Source organism: Novosphingobium sp., assembly GCF_032093395.1.
Lineage (GTDB): Bacteria > Pseudomonadota > Alphaproteobacteria > Sphingomonadales > Sphingomonadaceae > Novosphingobium.
Window position 1 is genome coordinate 1 of record NZ_DAMDBA010000048.1, and the last position, 18,659, is coordinate 18,659.

Genomic DNA, 18,659 nt, shown 5'->3' on the forward strand with positions numbered 1-18,659 from the left:
GGCGATCACGCGCCTCCCCGGCCAGCGCGAACACTTGCGCGGCCGAGAGATGGTCTGGCGCGGAAACCGGCACGGTCAGGTCCCCCTGGTCCTGCGCGCCCGCGCTTGTCGCTATGCCCGCCAGCATCGCCGCGACCAGCAGTCGACGAAGCGCTCGGCTGGCGGAGCAATCTCGGCCAGAATCTCGAGATGCTGGCGATATCGGCCCCGGACGCCGCGATCGCATGGGTCGAACGGGATCCGGCGAAACGGTTGCGTGACCGTTACACCGGTTCGAAGGAAATGCTCGCAGTCTGGGGCGGCACGCGGCCGTGGCCCTGGGTAACGCGTGTCGTATCCGCCGCGGATTGGCTACACGGGATCCGAGTAAATCCCGTCCATAACGAACCGAGTGGTCGCTGCCCTCAACTGCTCATCGTCGGCCATGCCTTCCGGATAAAGCCAATCCTTGAAAAGCACACAGCCCAGCAGTGAGGCGAAGCTTATCCGCACCATCAGTTCCGGAGGCAACTTGTCGGCGCCACACGTGCGGTCTCGGACGACCTCGGCCCCGCGCGCGAAATAGTCGTGCAGCGCATCGACGCCGGCCATGCCCGCCACGTCGCCGGCTTTTCCCGTCTCGGCCATGATCAGCGAGAGGAACATCCGCTGGTGCTCGACGATGAAATCCTGCAATTCGGCGATGTACGAAACGGCACGCGTTTCGAGGGGGGCTTCTGTGTCCGTCAAGGAATCGGACATGAAGCCTTGCAGGTGACGGTCTAGCGGGCGTTGGATCGCTTCGCGGAACAACTCGGCCTTCGAGCTGAAGTAGCGGAAAATTTGCGTCTCGGTGGTATTGGCACGCGCAGCGATCGCCGCGGTCGTAGCGCCGGAAAAGCCGTACCTTGAATACTCCGCCTCTGCAGCGCGAAGAATTTCCTCCCGGACCTGCGAGGGCGCGCGTCTTCGACGCGGCTTGTCGATCGGCGTGGCCAAACTCTTCTCCGTAGACGATCCGAACCCGCAGGACTTTTCAACCTGCTCCATCTCATTCGGAATACCTAAAGCCTCGCAGCGCATTTTACCACTAGCCGCAGCGAGACGGCCCGCGTCGGCACCATGTGCTCGCCGGAATGAATTCTTTCGCCCTTGCCCCCTCCCCGCCTGCGGCAGGCTGGCCTCACCAGCGGCGGCGGCGCTGGCAGGCTCGCACGCGCCGCGCGATCTCCTCACGCCGCTCGGCAGGGGTGACCTGCGCCGTGTCCGTCGGGAGGTGACCGCGCAGTTCCTCCAGCTTGACCCGCGTGATGGTCGGCACCGGCTCCGAACTGCAATCGTACCAGCGCCCGTAGATTCCGCCTTCGGTATAGCCGGCCGGGTCGAGCCAGTTGGGAACGCCGGGATCGCTGAGCGAAATCACCGCGCGAAATCGCCCATCCGAGGAAAGCCTGGCCGTCGCCCCGTTGGTGCTCGAAAGCCGATAGACGTATTCCAGCGCGTTGAAGAGCGGATCATTGAGCTGGATGTTCCAGTAAGGCGCCTTTTCAGGAACCTCCGTCTCGATGATGAGCGCCTCGTCCTCGTCGAACTGGAAGCAGGCTGGCCAGTAGACCTGCTTGACCAGGGCGCCGGGCATGCGGACGGGCTCGAACACGTTGAAACCCACCCTGTCCTTCACGCCGTTCTGCATGGGATAATAGAGGTTCGTCTTGCGAACCGGGAACCGGGCCATCTCGCCTATCCTGGTGAGAATTTCCTGAGGTGAAAGCCGGGGCTTGGGAGGGACCGGGTCCAGGCACTCGATCGAAAGCTGGGGATCGATCTCGTTTTCCCAATCGTACATTCGATAGCGCAGGTACATCCCGCGAGCTTCCGGGTCGATCGGCGCCCAAAGGCCGTCATGCCCTTCCGGCCGCACCGCGCTGAACAGGATTTCGAAATCCTCTCCCAGCCCGATACCAAGGTCATCGCAGTCCACCTCGTTGTGCCCGTTGGGACGGGGCATCTCGTCGACCGTCCCCGACAGGGCCTTCTGCGTCGTGAAGGAAAGTATCCTGCACGTTCCGCGGTTGCCCGAGACGCGGTAGGAAAGGTCGCCTCTGATCGGCGACTGGACGTAGATATCGTCCGGGTTGGGCTGGAGCGTGAACACCGGGTTCCAAAGCGGCGCCCAGTCCGGATGCTCGGCATCGGCATGGAAATACATGAAATAGGCGTAGGAAAGGCTCGTCATCGTCTGGCGATAGACATCGGCGCGATAAGCCGGATCGTCGGGTCTCCAGCTATCCGCCAGATTGTCCACCGCCAGTTCGAGATCCTCTAGGCAATTCAAAATCGAAGCAGTCTTGGTCGCCACATTCCGTCTCCGCTTTAAATTCCAGTCTGGCTGCGTCCATCAGCTACCAGCGACGTCTGCGCTGGGCGGCCCGCACGCGCCTGCGCAGGGCATCCTCACGCTCGGACGGAGCGACGGTTGGCGTGTCGGACGGCAAGTATGCGCGCAGATCCGCCAGCTTCACTCTGGTGATGCTGGGAATGGGCAGGCTGGAACAGTCGTACCAGCGCCCGTAGAGCGTTCCTTCGGTGAAGCCGGCGGGATCAAGCCAGTTGGGAACGCCCGGATCGGTCAGCGCGATAACGACACGAAGCATTCCGTCGCCATCGATGATCGCCGTGGAGCCGTTGATGCTGCTATGCCGGTATACGTACTCGACTGAATTGAACAGGGGATCGTTGAGCTGGATGTTCCAGTACCGCGCGATTGCCGGCATCTCGGTTTCGATGATCAGCGCTTCATCGTTCTCGAACGAGAAGACAGCCGGCCAATAGAGCTGCTTGTCGAGCCCCGGCAGCCGCACCGGATGAATCCTGTTCTTTCCCGCCGCTTCCAGGATGTCGTTCTGCATCTTGTAGAAAAGCCGGTTCTGATTGCGGGGAATCCGCATCTGAAGCTTCAGACGCTCCACAATCTCCTCTGCCGAAAGGCGCGGTTTGGGCGGCACTTCGTCCAGGCACTCGATGCTCAGTTGGGGATCGATCTCGCAACCCCAGTCGATCATGCGGTAGCGCACGAAGATGCAGTCTGCGCCCGGCTTCAGCTGGGACCAATTCCCTTCATATCCTTCGGGCCGAACGGCGCTGAATACGATCTCCAACCTCCCGTCGGTACCGACCCTGAAATCGGTATCGTCTATGCTGCTGACCGCGTCGTATTCGCCGACCGTTTCGAGAGTGCCGGGGATGCCCCGCTGGGTCACGAAGATCAGCTTGCTCACCGTCCCCCGCTCCCCGCTCACGCGGTATGTCAGATCGTCGCGTATCGGGCTGAAGAGATATATGTCGTCCGGATTGGGCTGACACAGGAACACCGGGTTGTAGAGGGGGCTCCAGTCAGGATGCTCGGCGTCGGCATTGAAGTGGACGAAATAGCCGTGGGACAGGTTCATGAGGGCCTGCCGGTAGACTTCCGCCCGATAGGCGGGATCATCCGGATGCCAAGTGTTCGCCAGTTCCCGGACAGCGTCCTCAAGGGGCAAAAGGTAGCCGGCAAACGGGTCTATCGAAGAATCCATGAATGACCTCTCACCCGTTCCGCCCGCGTCCGTTCGAGGCCAAGCGATGTAACGATGCCCAGAACGCCCGGTTACAACCCCCGGTTACCCTGTCTCGCCCAAGCATCCCCCGTCAGATATCGGGACGAAGAAAGCATGCGCTATCTTATGCGGGGGTCGCAAGAAGTTTCTACCGAATGCCTTCCACATCGCGGACATGATATAAGGCCACCGGAATTAGGATAGCCTTGACTGTCTTACTGCACCCCTGGATCATTGAACGGTCGAACAAGAACCGCCACGGCTGATCATAGCCCTGGAGCCGCGGGCGAGGTGATAATCACGATGGACCTGAGCTACGATCCGCCGAACACCTTCCGCCATGCCAGCGAAGCCTTGCACGCGCTGGTGGCAGACGAAATCGGGAGCGACGATTTCGGTCCGGCCGACTATCTTCCTGGGCTCGACGCCTATCTTCATGCGATGGATTACGATCCTCGCTTTCATGCGCACGGCCGTCGCGCCGCATGGGGCCAGATCGTCGCAGTGCTTCGCGGACGCGCGCATGCCTATCGCTCCATGAAGGACCATGCCGGCTTCGATCGTCATCCTGTCGTAAGCCCCGTGATCATCACCGGCGTCCCCCGCACGGGAACGACCGCGCTGCACAGATTGATGGCTGTCGATCCCCGCTTTCAAGGTCTGCAGACGTGGCTCATCGATTCTCCGATGCCGCGGCCTCCCATCGAAGCCTGGAGCGACTACCCGCAGTTCCGCAAGACCATGGCGGGCATCGGCGCGCAGCATGCCGCGGCGCCCGATCACCAGGCGGCCCATTTTCGGGCGGCGGAGGAAGTCCACGAATGCTGCATGATCCTGTGGCACGGCTTCACGTCCAACATCCTGGCCTGTTCCGGCCCTTCCGCGCAGAGCTATGACGCCTGGTGGCGGAGCCAATCGGAGGCGGCTTCCTACGATTACTTCCGCTCCTGCGTCCAACTGATCGGCAGCAATGAGCCGGACAAACGCTGGCTTCTCAAGAACCCCGGGCATATCGAGAACCTGGACCTGCTCTTCGCTGTCTTCCCGGATGCGAAAGTCATCCAGACCCACCGCGATCCGGGCAAGGCAATCCCGTCATTGGTATCGCTGATGATGAACCTGCATCCGCTTTTCGAGGAAGGACGCAGTCAGGAGCGTTCGGAAAACATGCTGATCCGCGAAGTCGCCAAGTGGGCCGAGGCTGTCGAGAAAGCCGAGCAGGTCCGCAAGCATCATCCCGGCAAGGTGCTCGACGTGGTTCACGCCGATTTCCATGCGAACCCCATGAAGGTTCTCGAACGCATCTACGCCTTCATCGACATGGATATTCCCGAGGGGCTTCGCCCCGGTTTCGCACAACGGATCGCGGAAAAGCCCGAACTCGCTCGTGGCACGCACAAGTACGATATCGCCGATTTCGGCATGACCGCGGATCAGGCCCGCGAACCCTTCCGCAACTATATCGAGCGCTACGATCTTGTGGAGACGAGCCAGTGAAAGCAGCCATCTACCCGGGCCGGGGCGAGCCCGTCACGATCGAGTCCGTTCCAGAGCCCCGCCCCGGCTACGGTGAAGTGCTGATCCGCGTCTCGCGCTGCGGCATCTGCGGAACGGACCTCGCCATGACGCGGGGCGGCGCTTGGGACTACGGCTCCCGTGTGCAGTTCGGACATGAGTATGCCGGCGAAATCATGGAACTCGGATCCGGCGTCGAGCACTTGCGGGTCGGCGAGCGGATTTCGGTTCTGCCATCGGTAGGCTGCGGCACCTGCAAGACCTGTCGTGCCCACGGAAACAATGTGCTTTGCGAGGACAAGCCCGGCTCTGCGATGTTCGGCTTTTCCGAGTTCGCGGTCGTTCCCCAGAGCGTCGCCACGCCTCTGCCTTCCGTGCTCTCGATGTCCGACGGAGCGCTCATCGAGCCGTTGGCGATCAGCCTCTATGGCGTTCAGCTCGCCTCGATCCGCCCCGGCGACAGCGTTCTGGTGTTGGGAGCCGGAACGGTGGCTCTCTATGCCGTCTACTGGGCCCGCAGGCTCGGAGCCGGCAGGATCGCTGTAATGTCGCGATCCACTCGCCGCGAAGCACTTGCCCTTGAGATGGGGGCGAACAGCTTCATCACATATGGCGAAAACGAGATCGGCGAGGTTGTCGAAGCCATGGGAGGAGCACCCGCCATTGTGCTGGAATGCGCCGGGGCGGAGGGCATGTTGATGACAGCTCTCAACCATGTCGCGCCTTTCGGGCGGATCGTCAGCCTGGGGTTCTGCACTTCTCCCGATCCCGTCATACCCGCTATAGCATCCTACAAGTGCGCCTCGATGCTCTTTTCGGTCGGGTACTCGATGAGGGAGTTTCTCTACATCGCCGACCAGATGGACAAAGGCCATGCCGACCCCAAGGCCATCATCTCGAAGACGATCGCGCTCGATGAGCTTCCTGCCACCCTGGCGATGTTGCGCGGCCCCAACGAAGAAACCAAGGTTCACGTCACCTTCTGATATCCCAATCAGATAATATATATTTTTCAAATAATTGTATTGCATAAACGGCTTGAAGCATTCTCCATGTGATCCGCAAAGCCGCTCGGACATCGCACGTATTAGGACGACACCCGATCCGTCGCGCAAAACTCGACAGTGGGTGCTTTGCGAAACTTTATCGAGAGTAACGCCGCGTGTTCACAAGCAAATTCCATCGCGATCTGGCCAGATGCTTGACGCTTGCGGAGAGCGGCAAGTGAACGATGGTTCCAAAGTAAGGGATAACTGCATGAAAGCCATCCCGGCGATTGTCGTCGGCACCGGTTTCGGCTGTCGGATACATGTCCCCGCGCTCCGTGCAGCCGGCTTCGACGTAGTCGCACTCGTCGGGCAGGATAAACAGAGACTGGCCAAAAAGGCCGCCGATAATGCGATACCGGCTTACTTTACCGATTTGGATGAAGCCATTACCGCAACGGACGCCCTGCTGGTCACGATCGCGACCACGCCGGCCACGCATGGGAAGCTTGCTCACCAGGCGATCGCGCGAGGATGCCATGTCCTATGCGAAAAACCCTTCGCGCGGGACGCGTCCGAAGCCGCAGCTCTTCTGAGCGCAGCGGAGGAGAAGCGGATCGTCCATATGGTTTCGCACGAATTCCGCTGGCTGCCCGAGCGAGTGCTGTTCGGCGAAGCCATTCGTGGCGGCCTTATAGGCGAACCCCGGTTTTTAGTCCTCGATCAGTTCATCCCCTTCTGCGCGGACCCCGATGCCCGATTGCCCGGCTGGTGGTTCGACCGGGATGCGGGTGGCGGCTGGCTTGGCGCCGGTGGATCGCATCTTGTCGATCAGGTGCGGGTCTGGTTCGGCGACTTGCAGTCCCTGAGCGCGAACCTTCTGACAGTTTCCGACCGGGACGGCGTTGCCGAGGATTCGTACTCGATGCGCTTCCTGACGAAGAGCGGGGTCGAAGGTTCCATGCAGCAATCGGCAGGCGCATGGGGTCAGCCGGCCAGCCTGTGCCGATGCGCGGGATCCAAGGGCACCCTGTGGATCGACGGCGGAAAAGTCTTTGTTGCGGACAGCAACGGGACGCGCCAGCTCGACGTTCCGCCGGACCTCGAACTGCCCCTGGCGCCCCTCACCGGCAATCCGCCCGCGACCGCTCGCCCTGCCCATTTCGAGATTGCCCCTTTCACGCGTCTGCTGAAAGCGTTGAAAGCCGAAATAGAGGGCAGTGAAGACTCCGGTATAGTGAAAATTCCGACGTTTCGCGATGGGCTGGAATGCATGAAGATCATGGACGCCATGCGCGCGTCGAACGCCCAGGGCGGCGCTCTGCAAGTTCTGGGATGAATGTGATCTGCCGACAGCGCCATAAGGACTTGCGACATTCGCTGCCGATACTCCAGGCGGCTTGGACAATTCCGTAAGTGCACTGCTCGCTCAGCGAAGCGCCTCAAACCGTAGCGACGGCAGGAGACCGCCGCTGAGGGATTTGTATTTTTCCCTGGTCACTTTGGTCGAGATCGACAGGTGAGCCCGCCACACCGTGCAAATTGATGTTGAGCACAACACAAGCCGGCGCGATGCCGAGGTCGGACGATATGGGGCCGAGAACTTCGGGAGTGGGCTATTAGAAGTCAAATCGATGGCATGGATGTGCTGCAAAGGGTGGCAGGGATTTTCCATTGATAGCTTGCGACCAAGAACCGCTCGCTGTAACAGCCACCGCGTCCGGCGCCACAAATGCCGGACAAGATCGCGCCGGTGTTCCGAAAGGAACTTAATAGGGAACGCGGTGAGGATGGCCATTCCGCCAGGACAGGCCATGCGAATCCGAGGCTGTCCCTGCAACTGTAAGTGGCGAGCGCGATGTACATGTGCGGTGCGGCAACTGTCTCGCTCCGCCAGCCACTGGGCCGGACGCTAAATCATGCGAGGCCTGGGAAGGCCGTGCATCGCGCGGTGACCCACGAGCCAGGAGACCTGCCGGCGTCTGGTCGCTTATCGTCTTGGTCCAGGGGATGGCCGGGGCACGGGGACTTTTCCGTTTGAAGCGACAACCATGCGGTTGGGCCGCAGGGCGAGCAGGGTCGGCGCCTGTCCGGGGCGTCCGCCGGCCGTGCGCGTTTCGCTGTGCATTGCGTGCATGGCAGGCCCGGCCAGTTGCCGTTGACGCGACCGGGGAGTTCAAATGGTTCTTTCCAGGCGGTTCTTCTGGCCGTTGCTGATCGCCCTCTTGCTGGTGATCGGCATCTTTGGCGCATGGCGCAATAGCGCCCCGCAGGTTGTCCCACCGTTTGCAGCGCCGGTTGCAGCGCAGGGCATCACCTTCACCGATGATGTGGGCCGCGCCGTTTCGGTGAAAGCCCCGGTGCGCCGCGTGGTCGTGTTCAACCGCTACAACGTCGAATTCGTGCGGGCCATCGCCGGCACCGGACCCATCGTCGGTATCGACGCCAGCACCGCGAAGGAGCGGGCCTACTGGTCGGAACTGCGCGGCGTCGCGGTCGTCGGTCAGGGCCAGTCCACCCCCAACTACGATGCTGTGACGAACCTCGCGCCTGACCTGGTGATCATGCCGCGCAACGGCGCCTGGGCCGAAGCCGACCGGCTGCTGACGCCGCTCGGCATTCCCGTTGCCGTCGTCACGGCATGGGACGTGCTCAAGCACGAGCCGAACGCGACCCTGCTTGGTCGTCTGTTCGAAAAGCCGAAGGAGGCCGAGGCACTCAATGCCTTCTACCGGCACTGGCGCGACCTGCTGAGCCAGCGCCTGCAAGGGGTAAAGCGCAAGCGGGTCTATCTTGAAGAGGTGGGTGATTACCGCACGCTGCTGCCGGGTTCGGGCTGGCACGACATGATCGAGACGGGCGGCGGCATCAACGTTTTCCGTGACGTCACGATTTCCGCCGGCAACGCTGCACGCGGCACATCGCAGGGTTTCACCGTCGATCCCGAGGAAGTGATCGCGCGCAAACCGGACGTCATCATCAAGCTCCAGCCCGGCCAGTACGCCCCGCACCCGCGCGCGTTCTCGCGCGCCGTGCTGGAGCGAATAGCCGCACGTCCCGGTTTCGCGACGATCCCGGCCGTGCGCGACGGCCAAGTCCACCATGTTTCCTATTACCTCGCGGGCGGGTGTTCCAAGATCATCGGCGCCCTGCAAGTCGCCAAGTGGCTCTATCCCGAGCGCTTCCGTGACGTCGATCCCGAGGCAGTGATGGCCGAATGGCTGACACGTTTTCAGCACGTGCCTGCGCGGCACGGCTATTCGGCCAGCCTCAGCGAGGTACGCACATGATCGCCGGTGTCTCGGCCCGGCGTCTGACGGCATTTGCGGTACTCGCCCTGCTGCTGGTTTGCATCAGCACGTTCGCGACGCTCCACGGCATACAGCACCTGCCGATTTCGACGGGCCTCAAGGCCATGATCGCGCCGTTGCTCCCGATAGAATGGCGGCCCGACGTGACCTCGTCCTATCAGGCGATTCTGATAACCTTGCGTCTGCCGCGCACCTTGTTGGCGATCATTGCCGGGGCCGGACTGGCCGCGGCAGGCGTGGCGATGCAGGGGATCACCCGCAATCCACTGGTGAGCCCCTACACTATCGGTATTTCGCCTGCCGCCAGCTTCGGCGCATCCCTTGCGATCCTGGCAAGCGGAGATGGCGGCGCGGGCAGCTATGCGCCTGTCGTCATAGCGGCCTTCTTGGCCGCACTGGCCTGCGCATTTCTGGTGCTCGGGCTTTCCGCGCTGCGCGGCGTTACCGGCACGATCCTGGTACTGTCGGGCGTCGGGCTATCCTACCTGTTCGGCGCTTTGTCCTCCACTCTCCAGTTCGTCGCGACCGAGCAGCAATTGGCGGTGATCGTCCATTGGGCCTTCGGTTCGGTAAACGGCGCGACCTGGCAGGCGGTCATCGTGACAGGCGTGATCCTGGGCATCGTGCTTCCGGTGCTCGCCGCGCACAGCTGGGCACTCAATGCCTTCGCTGCGGGCGGAGACGAAGTCGCCAGCTCGCTGGGCTTTCCCGTGGCGCGCACCCGCGTCGTCGTCACGGTAGCCGCCGTGCTCGTGACCGCTGCGATCGTCAGCTACGCGGGCGTGATCGGCTTTGTCGGGCTGGTGGCGCCGCATATCGGCCGCCTCGTCGTCGGCGGCGATCATCGCGTGCTCTTGCCGTTCTCGGCGCTGGTAGGGGCATTGCTGCTGCTTCTGGCCGATCTGGCGGGCCGGCTGCTATTCGCCCCGGTTGTCGTTCCGGCAGGCATCGTCGTCGCCTACCTCGGGGTGCCGATCTTCCTTCATCTCTTGCTTGGCCGCGCGAGGCAAGGCGCATGAGCCTGTCCTGCACATCGCTGAGCGTGACGCGCGGCAAGCGCAGCGTCCTGTCCGGCATCGACTTCACGCTGGAGCCGGGCGAACTGGTCTGCCTTGTCGGAGCCAACGGCGCAGGCAAAAGCAGCCTTATCCGCTGCCTCGACGGCCTGTGGCGACCGGTCGAGGGTGAGGTCAGCATCGATGGAGCGCGCCTGACCTCGCTCTCCCGTCCGCAAGTGGCGCGGCGCATCGCCTACGTTCCACAGGCCAGCGGGGAGACGATGGCGCTGTCGGTCCAGGAAATGGTGGCGCTCGGCCGATCTCCGCATCGCGCAGAAGACACGGCGAAACGGCGGTCGCAGAAGGTCGAAGCGGCGCTTGTTAGGTTCGACCTGAAAGGCATGGAAACCCGCGCCTTCGACGAGTTGAGCGGCGGCGAGCGTCAGCGCGTCCTGCTCGCCCGGGCCTTCGTGCAGGAAGCAGGTTACCTGCTGCTGGACGAGCCGACGAGCGCGTTGGACCTGCACCATCAGTTGGAAGCCCTCCTGATTGTCCGGGAAATGGTGGACGAGTTGCAGGTCGGCGCCCTCATTGCGATTCACGACCTTTCAGCGGCAGCTCGTTTCGCCGATCGCCTTGTCCTGATGGAACAGGGGCGCATCCGTGCTGCCGGGCCTTGGCGGGAAGTTCTGACGCCGGAGCATCTGCGCGGCGCCTTCGGCATCAAGGCAAGCGTCGGCGAGATCGATGGACTGCCCTTCGTCGTCCCGGTGGCCCAGGCATGATCGCGCTCTCCTATCTCGACCAGTCGCCCGCCATCGAGGGCATCGCCCACGAACACGTGATCCGGGACGCCGTCTCCTTTGCGCGAACATGCGAGGCGATGGGGTTCAAACGCTACTGGCTGGCCGAGCATCACAACGGTTCCGCCAACATAGGTACCGCCCCCGAGATTCTCGCCGCTGCGATCGCCGCCGTGACCGAGCGCCTCCGCGTTGGCACGGCGGGGGTGCTGCTGTCGCATTACGCGCCGCTGAAGGTCGCCGAGCAATTCCGCATCCTGGAATCGCTGGCACCCGGCCGGATCGACCTTGGACTGGGGCGCTCGCCCGGCGGCAGTGACGCCGCAGCGGTCGCGCTCGGCCGTCAGGGACAGGCCACATTCGATGCGGACGTGGAAGCTCTGCTGCGTTTCCTGCACGACGATGGAACGGAGCAGCGCGACCTTCGCGCCTATCCCGTCGTTTCGCGCGTGCCGGAGCCGTGGCTTCTCAGCAGTTCCCCCCGCGGAGCGGCGCTCGCCGCAAGACTTGGGCTGCCTTATTGCTTCAATGCCTCGCACGATCTCAACCACGGCCTGCTCGACGAGGCGGTGGCGCGCTACTTCAGCGACTTCACGCCCGGCCCGCTTGGCGACCGCCCGCACCTATCCCTCAACGTCTTCGCACTGGCGGCCGATAGTGCCGAGGAGGCGCGATTTCTCTACGGCCCGCGCGGGCACTGGCGGGTTCGACTCGATCGCAAGGAGCGCGGCGGCATGGTGTCGCCCGATCTGGCCGCCGGGCTGGCCTATTCGGCGGCGGAACGCGAACGGATCGAGCGGACGCTCGACTATTCCTTCGTCGGGGAAACGGGTGATGTCGCGCAGCGGTTGACCACGCTGGCACGTCGCTTCGATGCCGCCGAACTCGTCCTTACGACATGGGTCCACGATCGCGCCGCCCGGCATCGGTCCTGCGCCCTGATCGGTGCCGCCATGGGAGTTTCGGCATGATCGACAGGCCTGACGTGATCGTCGTCGCCCGCTCCGCGATCGCTGCCGCACCGATCGCGGAGATGCAGGCCCTGTGCGATGCGCTGGCCAACAGCGGCGTGGCGGCTCACACATCCTTTGCCTTTACCGAGCAGGGCGAACCTGCCTTGCGGGAATGTCTGTCCGAACGGATCGATGCGGGGGCCGGCCGCATCGTACTGGTGCCTCTGCTGGTCCCCAGGGAACCGAGCTTCGCCAACTGGATCGCCAAGGCGCTGGCGCGATGGCGCGCGGGCGACGAGCGAGCCTGGCCTCCGGTCCTGCTGGCACCGCCGCCGATGGCGTTGCCGGGCGCGGGCGATCTTCTGGCGCGCGCCGTCGCTGCCACGCATGACTGGCCGCAGCCGCCCGAGCCGGTGCTCAAGGCCGAAGGATCGATCGTACCGGCTCAGAAGCATCGCATGCTGGTGTGCCACGGCGCGCCGTGCACCGCCGCAGGGGCCGCATTGGTATGGGGCCATTTGCGCAACGAGCAGGCACGCCAGTCTCTGCGCACCGTTGGCGAAGGCATGATGAGTGCCAAGAGCACCTGCCTTGGTCCCTGCAGCCTGGCGCCGGTGGTGCAGGTCTGGCCTGCCGGAACGACTTATGGCGGCGTCGATGAGGCCGGCATCGATGCGATCATCCGGGATCACATCCTCTCCGGCCAGGTCGCGGAGGCCTATGCCTACCCGGCGGACGGCCGCAAGCAGCGCTTGCGCAAAGGCAGCGCCTGACCCGCCATCACCATTCTCACGACATTTCGGTTTTCACAAAGGGGGATTCATGTCCAAGCTTATCACTCGCGGCCTGGGAGTTGCCACACTTACGGCGCTCGCTCCAACGCTGGCCCCCGCGCCGGTCCACGCACAGGACGAGACCACGACGGCAGAGAGGCGTGCCAATGACGGCAAGCAGACCATCATCGTCACGGAATCGCGTCCGCTTCCCGGCGGATTGCTTCAGGACGAGGGGCGGCTTGGCATTCTGGGCGACACGTCGATCATGCAAATCCCCTACTCGCTGACGAGCATGTCCGCGAAGTCGCTTGAACTGTTCCACAACCCCAGCCTGCCGTTGGCCAACGTGCTGCAGAACAATCCGTCGATCCGTTCCAGCACCAGTTCGCCGATGTACACCGACTTCAGCATGCGCGGCGTCAACATGAACGGCAATCACATGCTGCTGAACGGCATCCCCAGCCTGTTCTCACAGTTCACGACGCCCCCTGCCCACATCATCGATCGGATCGATATCGCATCCGGCCCGAACGCTGCCGTCAATGGCGTCAGCATGTCGAACAACGGAACCGACAGCGGCGCCACCGCTGCGCCCGGCACGATCAACGTCGTGACCAAGTCGGCCCCGAACGAAGACGTCAACCGCGTTACCGGCACCTTCTCTGGCCGCAGCAACCTGGGGCTCTATTTCGAGGTGGCGCGACGGTTCGGAGAAGGCAAGGAATGGGGCATTCGCGCCAATGCCGAATACATGGATGGCGGCCTCTCGCTGAAGGGCGCGGAGAACAACAGCAAGAACATCTTCGTCAACATCGACCACAAGGGCGCCAGCAGCACGACCAATCTGTTCGGTGGCTACTTCGACCTGCGGATCAATGGCGGCCAGCGCTGGTTCACCTTCAGCGGCACCGGCACCGAACTGCCGAAAGTTCCCAAGGCCGACACCAATTACGACTTCCCGGAGACCACCAAGCTGATGCACGGCTATATCGCGGCGCTGAACCACGAGCAGCGCATCAGCGATACCTGGTCCATCTTCGCTAACTTCGGCGCGCAGGAGAAGAAGGGTTACAAATACAACTCCAGTTCAGCGCTGCGCTTCAACGATGCGGGTGCATTCGTGACCGCCAACGTTTCCAATGCGCAGAACGAAAAGACGCTGAACCAGTATGCCCAGCTGGGCATTCGAGGCGCTTTCCGGACCGGCCCTCTGGCGCACAAGATTGCCCTGGCGGTAGACTACTCCTTCGCCAAATACTGGAACGACACCAACAACAGCGCGACCGGCCAGATCCGCGGCAACCTCTACGATGGAGTCGCTTACGGTCCCGCATTCTACCCGCTGCCGGCACTACGCACGCCCGTGCTTCAGTGGACCGAGAAGAACCTGGGCGTGACGCTGACCGACATCATCACGCTGGGCAAGTTCGACCTCCTGCTGGCCGCCTCGCTCAAGGACGAGAATTTCCTGAACGAACTCACCGGCAAGCGCATCAAGAACGACAACGTACTGCCTACCGCCGGCCTGACGTATCGGGTTACGCCCGATTTCTCGATCTATGCCGGTCACACCGAGAGCTTCTCGCGCGGACAGATGGTCAGCAACGACAGCCGCTACGTCAATGCGGGTGCCGTGCTGGCACCCATGCGATCGAAGCAGAACGAGGTCGGCATGAAACTGCAAAAGGGCGGCATGCTGACCACGCTGGCAGTTTTCGAGATGGACCAGCAGAACCTGATCGACGTGCCGGTCAGCACGACGACGTTCCGCCGCGATGCGGACGGCAAGAACCGCTATCGCGGCGTCGAGCTGTCCACGGTCGGCCAGCTGGCACGGCAATGGACGGTAACGCTGGGTGGCCTTTACCTGGATGCAGAACGCCGGAAGACCAACGGGGGGCTGGCCGACGGCAAGTTCGTCAACGGCGTGTCGGAATGGAGCGGCACGGCCGGGTTCGAGTTCCGCCCGCTGGAAAGCCTCGGCCTGACCGGCCGCGCCATCTACAATGGCGAAGCCTTCATCGATTCCGGCAGCAATGGCCGCACGCGGATTCCCGCCTTCGTGTCGTTCGATGCGGGCGCCAACTATCGGCTGCGGGTAGCTTCTTATCCCGTCAAACTGAGCGCCAGCGTGATCAACCTGGCCGACAAAAGCTACTGGATGGGCCGAGGCGGCTCGACGACCTTCGGGCTTTCTATGCCGCGCACTTTCCAGCTTTCCGTGCAGGCCGACTTTTAACATGGCTATCCCGGTGCCGCGCCGCGACGACGGCACCGGGCTTCGATCGTTTCATCCACCCGGAGTTCGCATTGCAATCGATACGCGGTTCGCTGGAGGAATGGATCCATGCCTCGCTTCAAGCCGGGATGGATGAGGCGGGTTCGATCCTGTCATTTGCGCAGTGCTTCACGGGGCCGCTTGGTCTCACATTGCGCCGCGGGGAGGCCAAGCGATGTGTAAAAGACACAGCGAAGTCCGGCGCGCGCATCCGGTGGATCGACGAGAGCCACGCGCTGTTTCTGCCTAAAATCGGCGATTTCCAACTGCGCCTGCTCCTTGGACCCATCGCGCACCAGCTCTCCAGGATCGCGCGGCGTCCGCTGACGGCCAAGGAACTGCTCCTGGCCCTGCCGATCAGCAACAAGGAACGTCTTCGCTGGACCAAGGATGGGAGACTTGTTCAACAAGGGGCAGCCCTGATGAAGCGTGGGCAGACCGTTTCGCTGACGACATACGCCGTCGCACCTGTGCAAGCCCTCCTCGCCGATCCAGCAGAAATCCAACGATGGCGAGAGGAGGATCTGTGGCTTGAAACTTGATGATGACGACCGGGTGTCTTCAAACCTTCGGCGCGGAAACCCAGCCCTGGCGGGTCATATAAAGATATCTTTATATGATAGTTGACACGGGCCGGCTGATGGTGTTGAAGAAGCCTGTCGAGGTTCCCCGCCTCAGGCATGACGGCGGGGCTAAGACGGGAAGCCGGTGGTGCCCTCAGGGCAGAGTCCGGCGCTGCCCCCGCAACTGTAAGCGGCGAGTGGCGGTTCCATTTCGTGTCACTGAGCTTTGCACAAGGCTCGGGAAGGCCGGAACCACCGCGATGACCCGCAAGCCAGGAGACCTGCCTTCGGCGCCATAACGTTCCTCGGACGGGGGTTCCTCCGGTGGATCGCGCTTGCAGCGTGGCCCGTAGTATATGCTCCGTCCGGGCCACTCAGGCCTTGCGCGTTCCTCCTTCGATCCTTCCGCCCGTCCAAAGCAGGTGATCGGTCGATGTTTGCAATCCTTTTCCGTTTCTTCGCACGCCGACGAATGCGACCGCGCGCCGTGTCATGGGGCTGAGCCCCGCCTGACGCGGCGCGCCGCAAACCCACATTCATCCGGAAGCACAATGACGGACGGCGTTCGCGCCGCGCCGAAGGAAACCTCGCATGCCTGCAACACACGCCAATCCCGTTCTTCCACGCGTCGCCCACGGCGCGCCGCATGGCCCCGCAATTGGGCGATCCTCAGGACAACCGGTCATGACAGACAGCGATCTTACGTTCTCCATCAGGCGCATTCGCTTCGACGAGAATTATCGGCCCTCGGACAACACGCGCATCACGACGAACTTCGCCAACCTGGCCAGAGGCGAACACCGTCAGGAGAACTTGCGCAATGCCTTGAAGATGATCGACAACCGCTTCAACGATCTGGCGGATTGGGATAATCCTGATGGTAGCCGCTACCGTGTCGAACTCGATATCGTTTCCGTCGAGATGTATATTGCCGCCGCTGGCGATAGTACCGCCTTCCCGATGATCGAGATGCTGCAAACGAGCATCATCGACCGAAGTACCGATACCCGCATCAATGGCATCGTCGGCAACAACTTCTCCTCCTATGTGCGCGATTACGACTTCAGCGTTCTGCTGGCCGAGTACAACAAGGACGAGGCCGCGTTCACGACGCCGGAAGGCTTCGGCGATCTGCACGGCAGCCTGTTCCGGCATTTCCTGGCATCGGCCGCATACAGGGACAATTTCGCGAAGCCTCCGGTCATCTGCCTGAGCGTATCGAGCAGCAAGACCTACCACCGCACGGAGAACCTCCATCCCATTCTGGGGGCCGAGTACCGGCAGAGCGAGTTCTCCACCACCGACGAATACTTCGCAAAGATGGGGCTGCAGGTGCGCTACTTCATGCCGCGGGGCAGCGTCGCACCCATGGCCTTGTATTTCACTGGCGACTTGCTGAACGATTACACCAGCCTTGAGCTGATCGGCACCCTCAGCACGATGGAATCGTTCCAGAGGATCTACCGGCCGGAAATCTACAATGCCAATTCCGCCGCAGGAAAATGCTTCCGGCCTAGTCTGAAGCATCAGGACTTCTCCTCCACCCGGATCGTCTACGACCGCGAAGAACGCAGCCGCCTCGCCATCGAGCAGGGCAGGTTCGCGCAAGAGCACTTCATCAGGCCGTACCAGGCCGATCTGGACCGATGGTCCGCCAGCTTCGGCTCCAGCCACACCCTTTGACAAGACGACACACAAGGTCACCCCTCATGAAAACACTCTTGCCCACTTCGACCGCCGGCAGCCTGCCCAAGCCCTCCTGGCTGGCGGAGCCGGAAAAACTCTGGTCACCCTGGAAACTGGAAGGCGCGGAGCTGGTAGCCGGCAAGCAGGACGCGCTGCGTCTGGCCGTGGACGATCAGCGGCACGCGGGTATCGACATCGTCGGCGACGGCGAACAGACCCGCCAGCACTTCGTCACGACGTTCATCGAGCATCTGAGCGGTGTCGATTTCGAGAAGCGCGAAACCGTCAGGATCCGCAATCGCTACGATGCCAGCGTGCCGACGGTCGTCGGCGCTGTCGCGCGCCCGAAGCCGGTCTTCGTCGATGATGCCCGGTATCTGCGCGCCCAGACCGATCAGCCGATCAAATGGACGCTGCCGGGCCCGATGACGATGATCGATACGCTCTACGATGCCCATTATCGGAGCCGGGAAAAACTGGCCTGGGAGTTTGCGACCATCCTCAATCAGGAAGCCAGGGAACTGGAGGCAGCAGGCATCGACATCATCCAGTTCGACGAACCGGCGTTCAACGTCTTCTTCGAAGAAGCCAACGACTGGGGGATCGCCACGCTCGAAAAGGCCGCAGAAGGCCTGAAGTGCGAGACGGCCGTCCACATCTGCTATGGTTATGGCATAAAGGCCAATACCGACTGGAAAAAGACTCTGGGGGCGGAGTGGCGACAGTATGAGGAAACCTTCCCCAATCTGCGGAAATCGAAGATAGATATCATTTCGCTGGAATGCCACCACTCCCACGTGCCGATGGACCTGATCGAGCTTATTCGGGGCAAGAAAGTGATGATCGGCGCCATCGACGTGGCGAGCGACACCATCGAGACGCCGGATGAAGTAGCCGATACCCTGCGCAAGGCCTTGCAGTTCGTCGATGCCGACAAGCTCTATCCCTCCACCAACTGCGGCATGGCCCCGCTGTCTCGCAGCGTGGCACGGGCGAAGCTGAATGCTCTGGGAGCCGGCGCAAAAATCCTCCGGCAGGAAATCGCAGGCTGACAACCCGCTGACGATACCTCTGCTTTGGCGATGAAGCACCGGGGCCTGTCTGGAAACCGTCAGTTTTCAGGCAGATCTCGGTGCCCAGCCCAAATCCTTCGCAAACTTCGCAGATTTGCAGAACTTCTTGCGCAAATCTTCGCCATTTCAGCCATTTCCGCGT

Annotated in this window: 15 protein-coding genes and 2 riboswitches; of the genes, 12 read left to right on the forward strand and 3 right to left on the reverse strand. The window is 62.4% G+C overall.

Going from position 1 to position 18,659, the window contains the following annotated elements:
• Positions 1 to 351: 351 nt before the first annotated feature.
• From RT424_RS15505 to RT424_RS15515, 3 genes are all read right to left on the reverse strand, one after another.
• Positions 352 to 978, reverse strand: coding sequence for a TetR/AcrR family transcriptional regulator (locus RT424_RS15505; protein WP_313440131.1), 627 nt, complete (start codon positions 976 to 978; stop codon positions 352 to 354).
• Positions 979 to 1,162: 184 nt separating this feature from the next.
• Positions 1,163 to 2,338: a hypothetical protein gene (locus RT424_RS15510; protein ID WP_313440133.1), complete on the reverse strand. Its 1,176-nt coding sequence runs from the start codon at positions 2,336 to 2,338 to the stop codon at positions 1,163 to 1,165.
• A gap of 43 nt (positions 2,339 to 2,381) precedes the next feature.
• Complete coding sequence (locus tag RT424_RS15515) at positions 2,382 to 3,554, reverse strand: hypothetical protein (protein ID WP_313440135.1); 1,173 nt, start codon at positions 3,552 to 3,554, stop codon at positions 2,382 to 2,384.
• A gap of 312 nt (positions 3,555 to 3,866) precedes the next feature.
• On the opposite strand from RT424_RS15515, the gene RT424_RS15520 reads away from it, so the two are divergent.
• The 12 genes from RT424_RS15520 to RT424_RS15575 all read left to right on the forward strand — a co-directional run bounded on the left by RT424_RS15520 (position 3,867) and on the right by RT424_RS15575 (position 18,496).
• Complete coding sequence (locus RT424_RS15520; RefSeq protein WP_313440137.1) at positions 3,867 to 5,072, forward strand: sulfotransferase; 1,206 nt, start codon at positions 3,867 to 3,869, stop codon at positions 5,070 to 5,072.
• Positions 5,069 to 6,076 carry an alcohol dehydrogenase catalytic domain-containing protein gene (locus RT424_RS15525; RefSeq protein WP_313440139.1) on the forward strand — a complete coding sequence of 336 codons (1,008 nt, stop codon included), beginning with the start codon at positions 5,069 to 5,071 and terminating at the stop codon, positions 6,074 to 6,076. Before RT424_RS15520 ends, RT424_RS15525 begins: the two co-directional genes overlap by 4 nt.
• Positions 6,077 to 6,347: 271 nt before the next feature.
• Positions 6,348 to 7,415 carry a Gfo/Idh/MocA family oxidoreductase gene (locus RT424_RS15530; RefSeq protein WP_313440141.1) on the forward strand — a complete coding sequence of 356 codons (1,068 nt, stop codon included), beginning with the start codon at positions 6,348 to 6,350 and terminating at the stop codon, positions 7,413 to 7,415.
• Positions 7,416 to 7,810: 395 nt separating this feature from the next.
• Positions 7,811 to 8,071: riboswitch (cobalamin riboswitch) on the forward strand.
• A 185-nt stretch (positions 8,072 to 8,256) separates the two neighbouring features.
• Positions 8,257 to 9,366: an ABC transporter substrate-binding protein gene (locus RT424_RS15535; protein WP_313440143.1), complete on the forward strand. Its 1,110-nt coding sequence runs from the start codon at positions 8,257 to 8,259 to the stop codon at positions 9,364 to 9,366.
• Positions 9,363 to 10,406 carry an iron ABC transporter permease gene (locus RT424_RS15540; RefSeq protein WP_313440145.1) on the forward strand — a complete coding sequence of 348 codons (1,044 nt, stop codon included), beginning with the start codon at positions 9,363 to 9,365 and terminating at the stop codon, positions 10,404 to 10,406. Before RT424_RS15535 ends, RT424_RS15540 begins: the two co-directional genes overlap by 4 nt.
• Positions 10,403 to 11,170: an ABC transporter ATP-binding protein gene (locus RT424_RS15545; protein WP_313440147.1), complete on the forward strand. Its 768-nt coding sequence runs from the start codon at positions 10,403 to 10,405 to the stop codon at positions 11,168 to 11,170. The genes RT424_RS15540 and RT424_RS15545 overlap by 4 nt, the downstream gene beginning before the upstream one ends.
• Positions 11,167 to 12,159, forward strand: coding sequence for an LLM class flavin-dependent oxidoreductase (locus RT424_RS15550; RefSeq protein WP_313440149.1), 993 nt, complete (start codon positions 11,167 to 11,169; stop codon positions 12,157 to 12,159). Before RT424_RS15545 ends, RT424_RS15550 begins: the two co-directional genes overlap by 4 nt.
• Entirely contained in the window at positions 12,156 to 12,914 is a 759-nt protein-coding gene (locus RT424_RS15555) for a (2Fe-2S) ferredoxin domain-containing protein (RefSeq protein WP_313440151.1), read from the forward strand. The genes RT424_RS15550 and RT424_RS15555 overlap by 4 nt, the downstream gene beginning before the upstream one ends.
• Positions 12,915 to 12,963: 49 nt before the next feature.
• Positions 12,964 to 15,156, forward strand: a complete 2,193-nt coding sequence (locus RT424_RS15560) for a TonB-dependent receptor (RefSeq protein ID WP_313440153.1) — start codon at positions 12,964 to 12,966, stop codon at positions 15,154 to 15,156.
• Positions 15,157 to 15,227: 71 nt separating this feature from the next.
• Positions 15,228 to 15,737 carry a hypothetical protein gene (locus RT424_RS15565; RefSeq protein WP_313440155.1) on the forward strand — a complete coding sequence of 170 codons (510 nt, stop codon included), beginning with the start codon at positions 15,228 to 15,230 and terminating at the stop codon, positions 15,735 to 15,737.
• Positions 15,738 to 15,840: 103 nt separating this feature from the next.
• A riboswitch (cobalamin riboswitch) is annotated at positions 15,841 to 16,062 on the forward strand.
• A 380-nt stretch (positions 16,063 to 16,442) separates the two neighbouring features.
• A complete protein-coding gene (locus tag RT424_RS15570) occupies positions 16,443 to 17,441 on the forward strand; it encodes a DUF1852 domain-containing protein (RefSeq protein WP_313440157.1) in 999 nt (332 codons plus the stop codon).
• 26 nt (positions 17,442 to 17,467) lie between these two features.
• Positions 17,468 to 18,496, forward strand: a complete 1,029-nt coding sequence (locus RT424_RS15575; protein WP_313440159.1) for a methionine synthase — start codon at positions 17,468 to 17,470, stop codon at positions 18,494 to 18,496.
• The last annotated feature ends 163 nt before the right edge of the window (positions 18,497 to 18,659 follow it).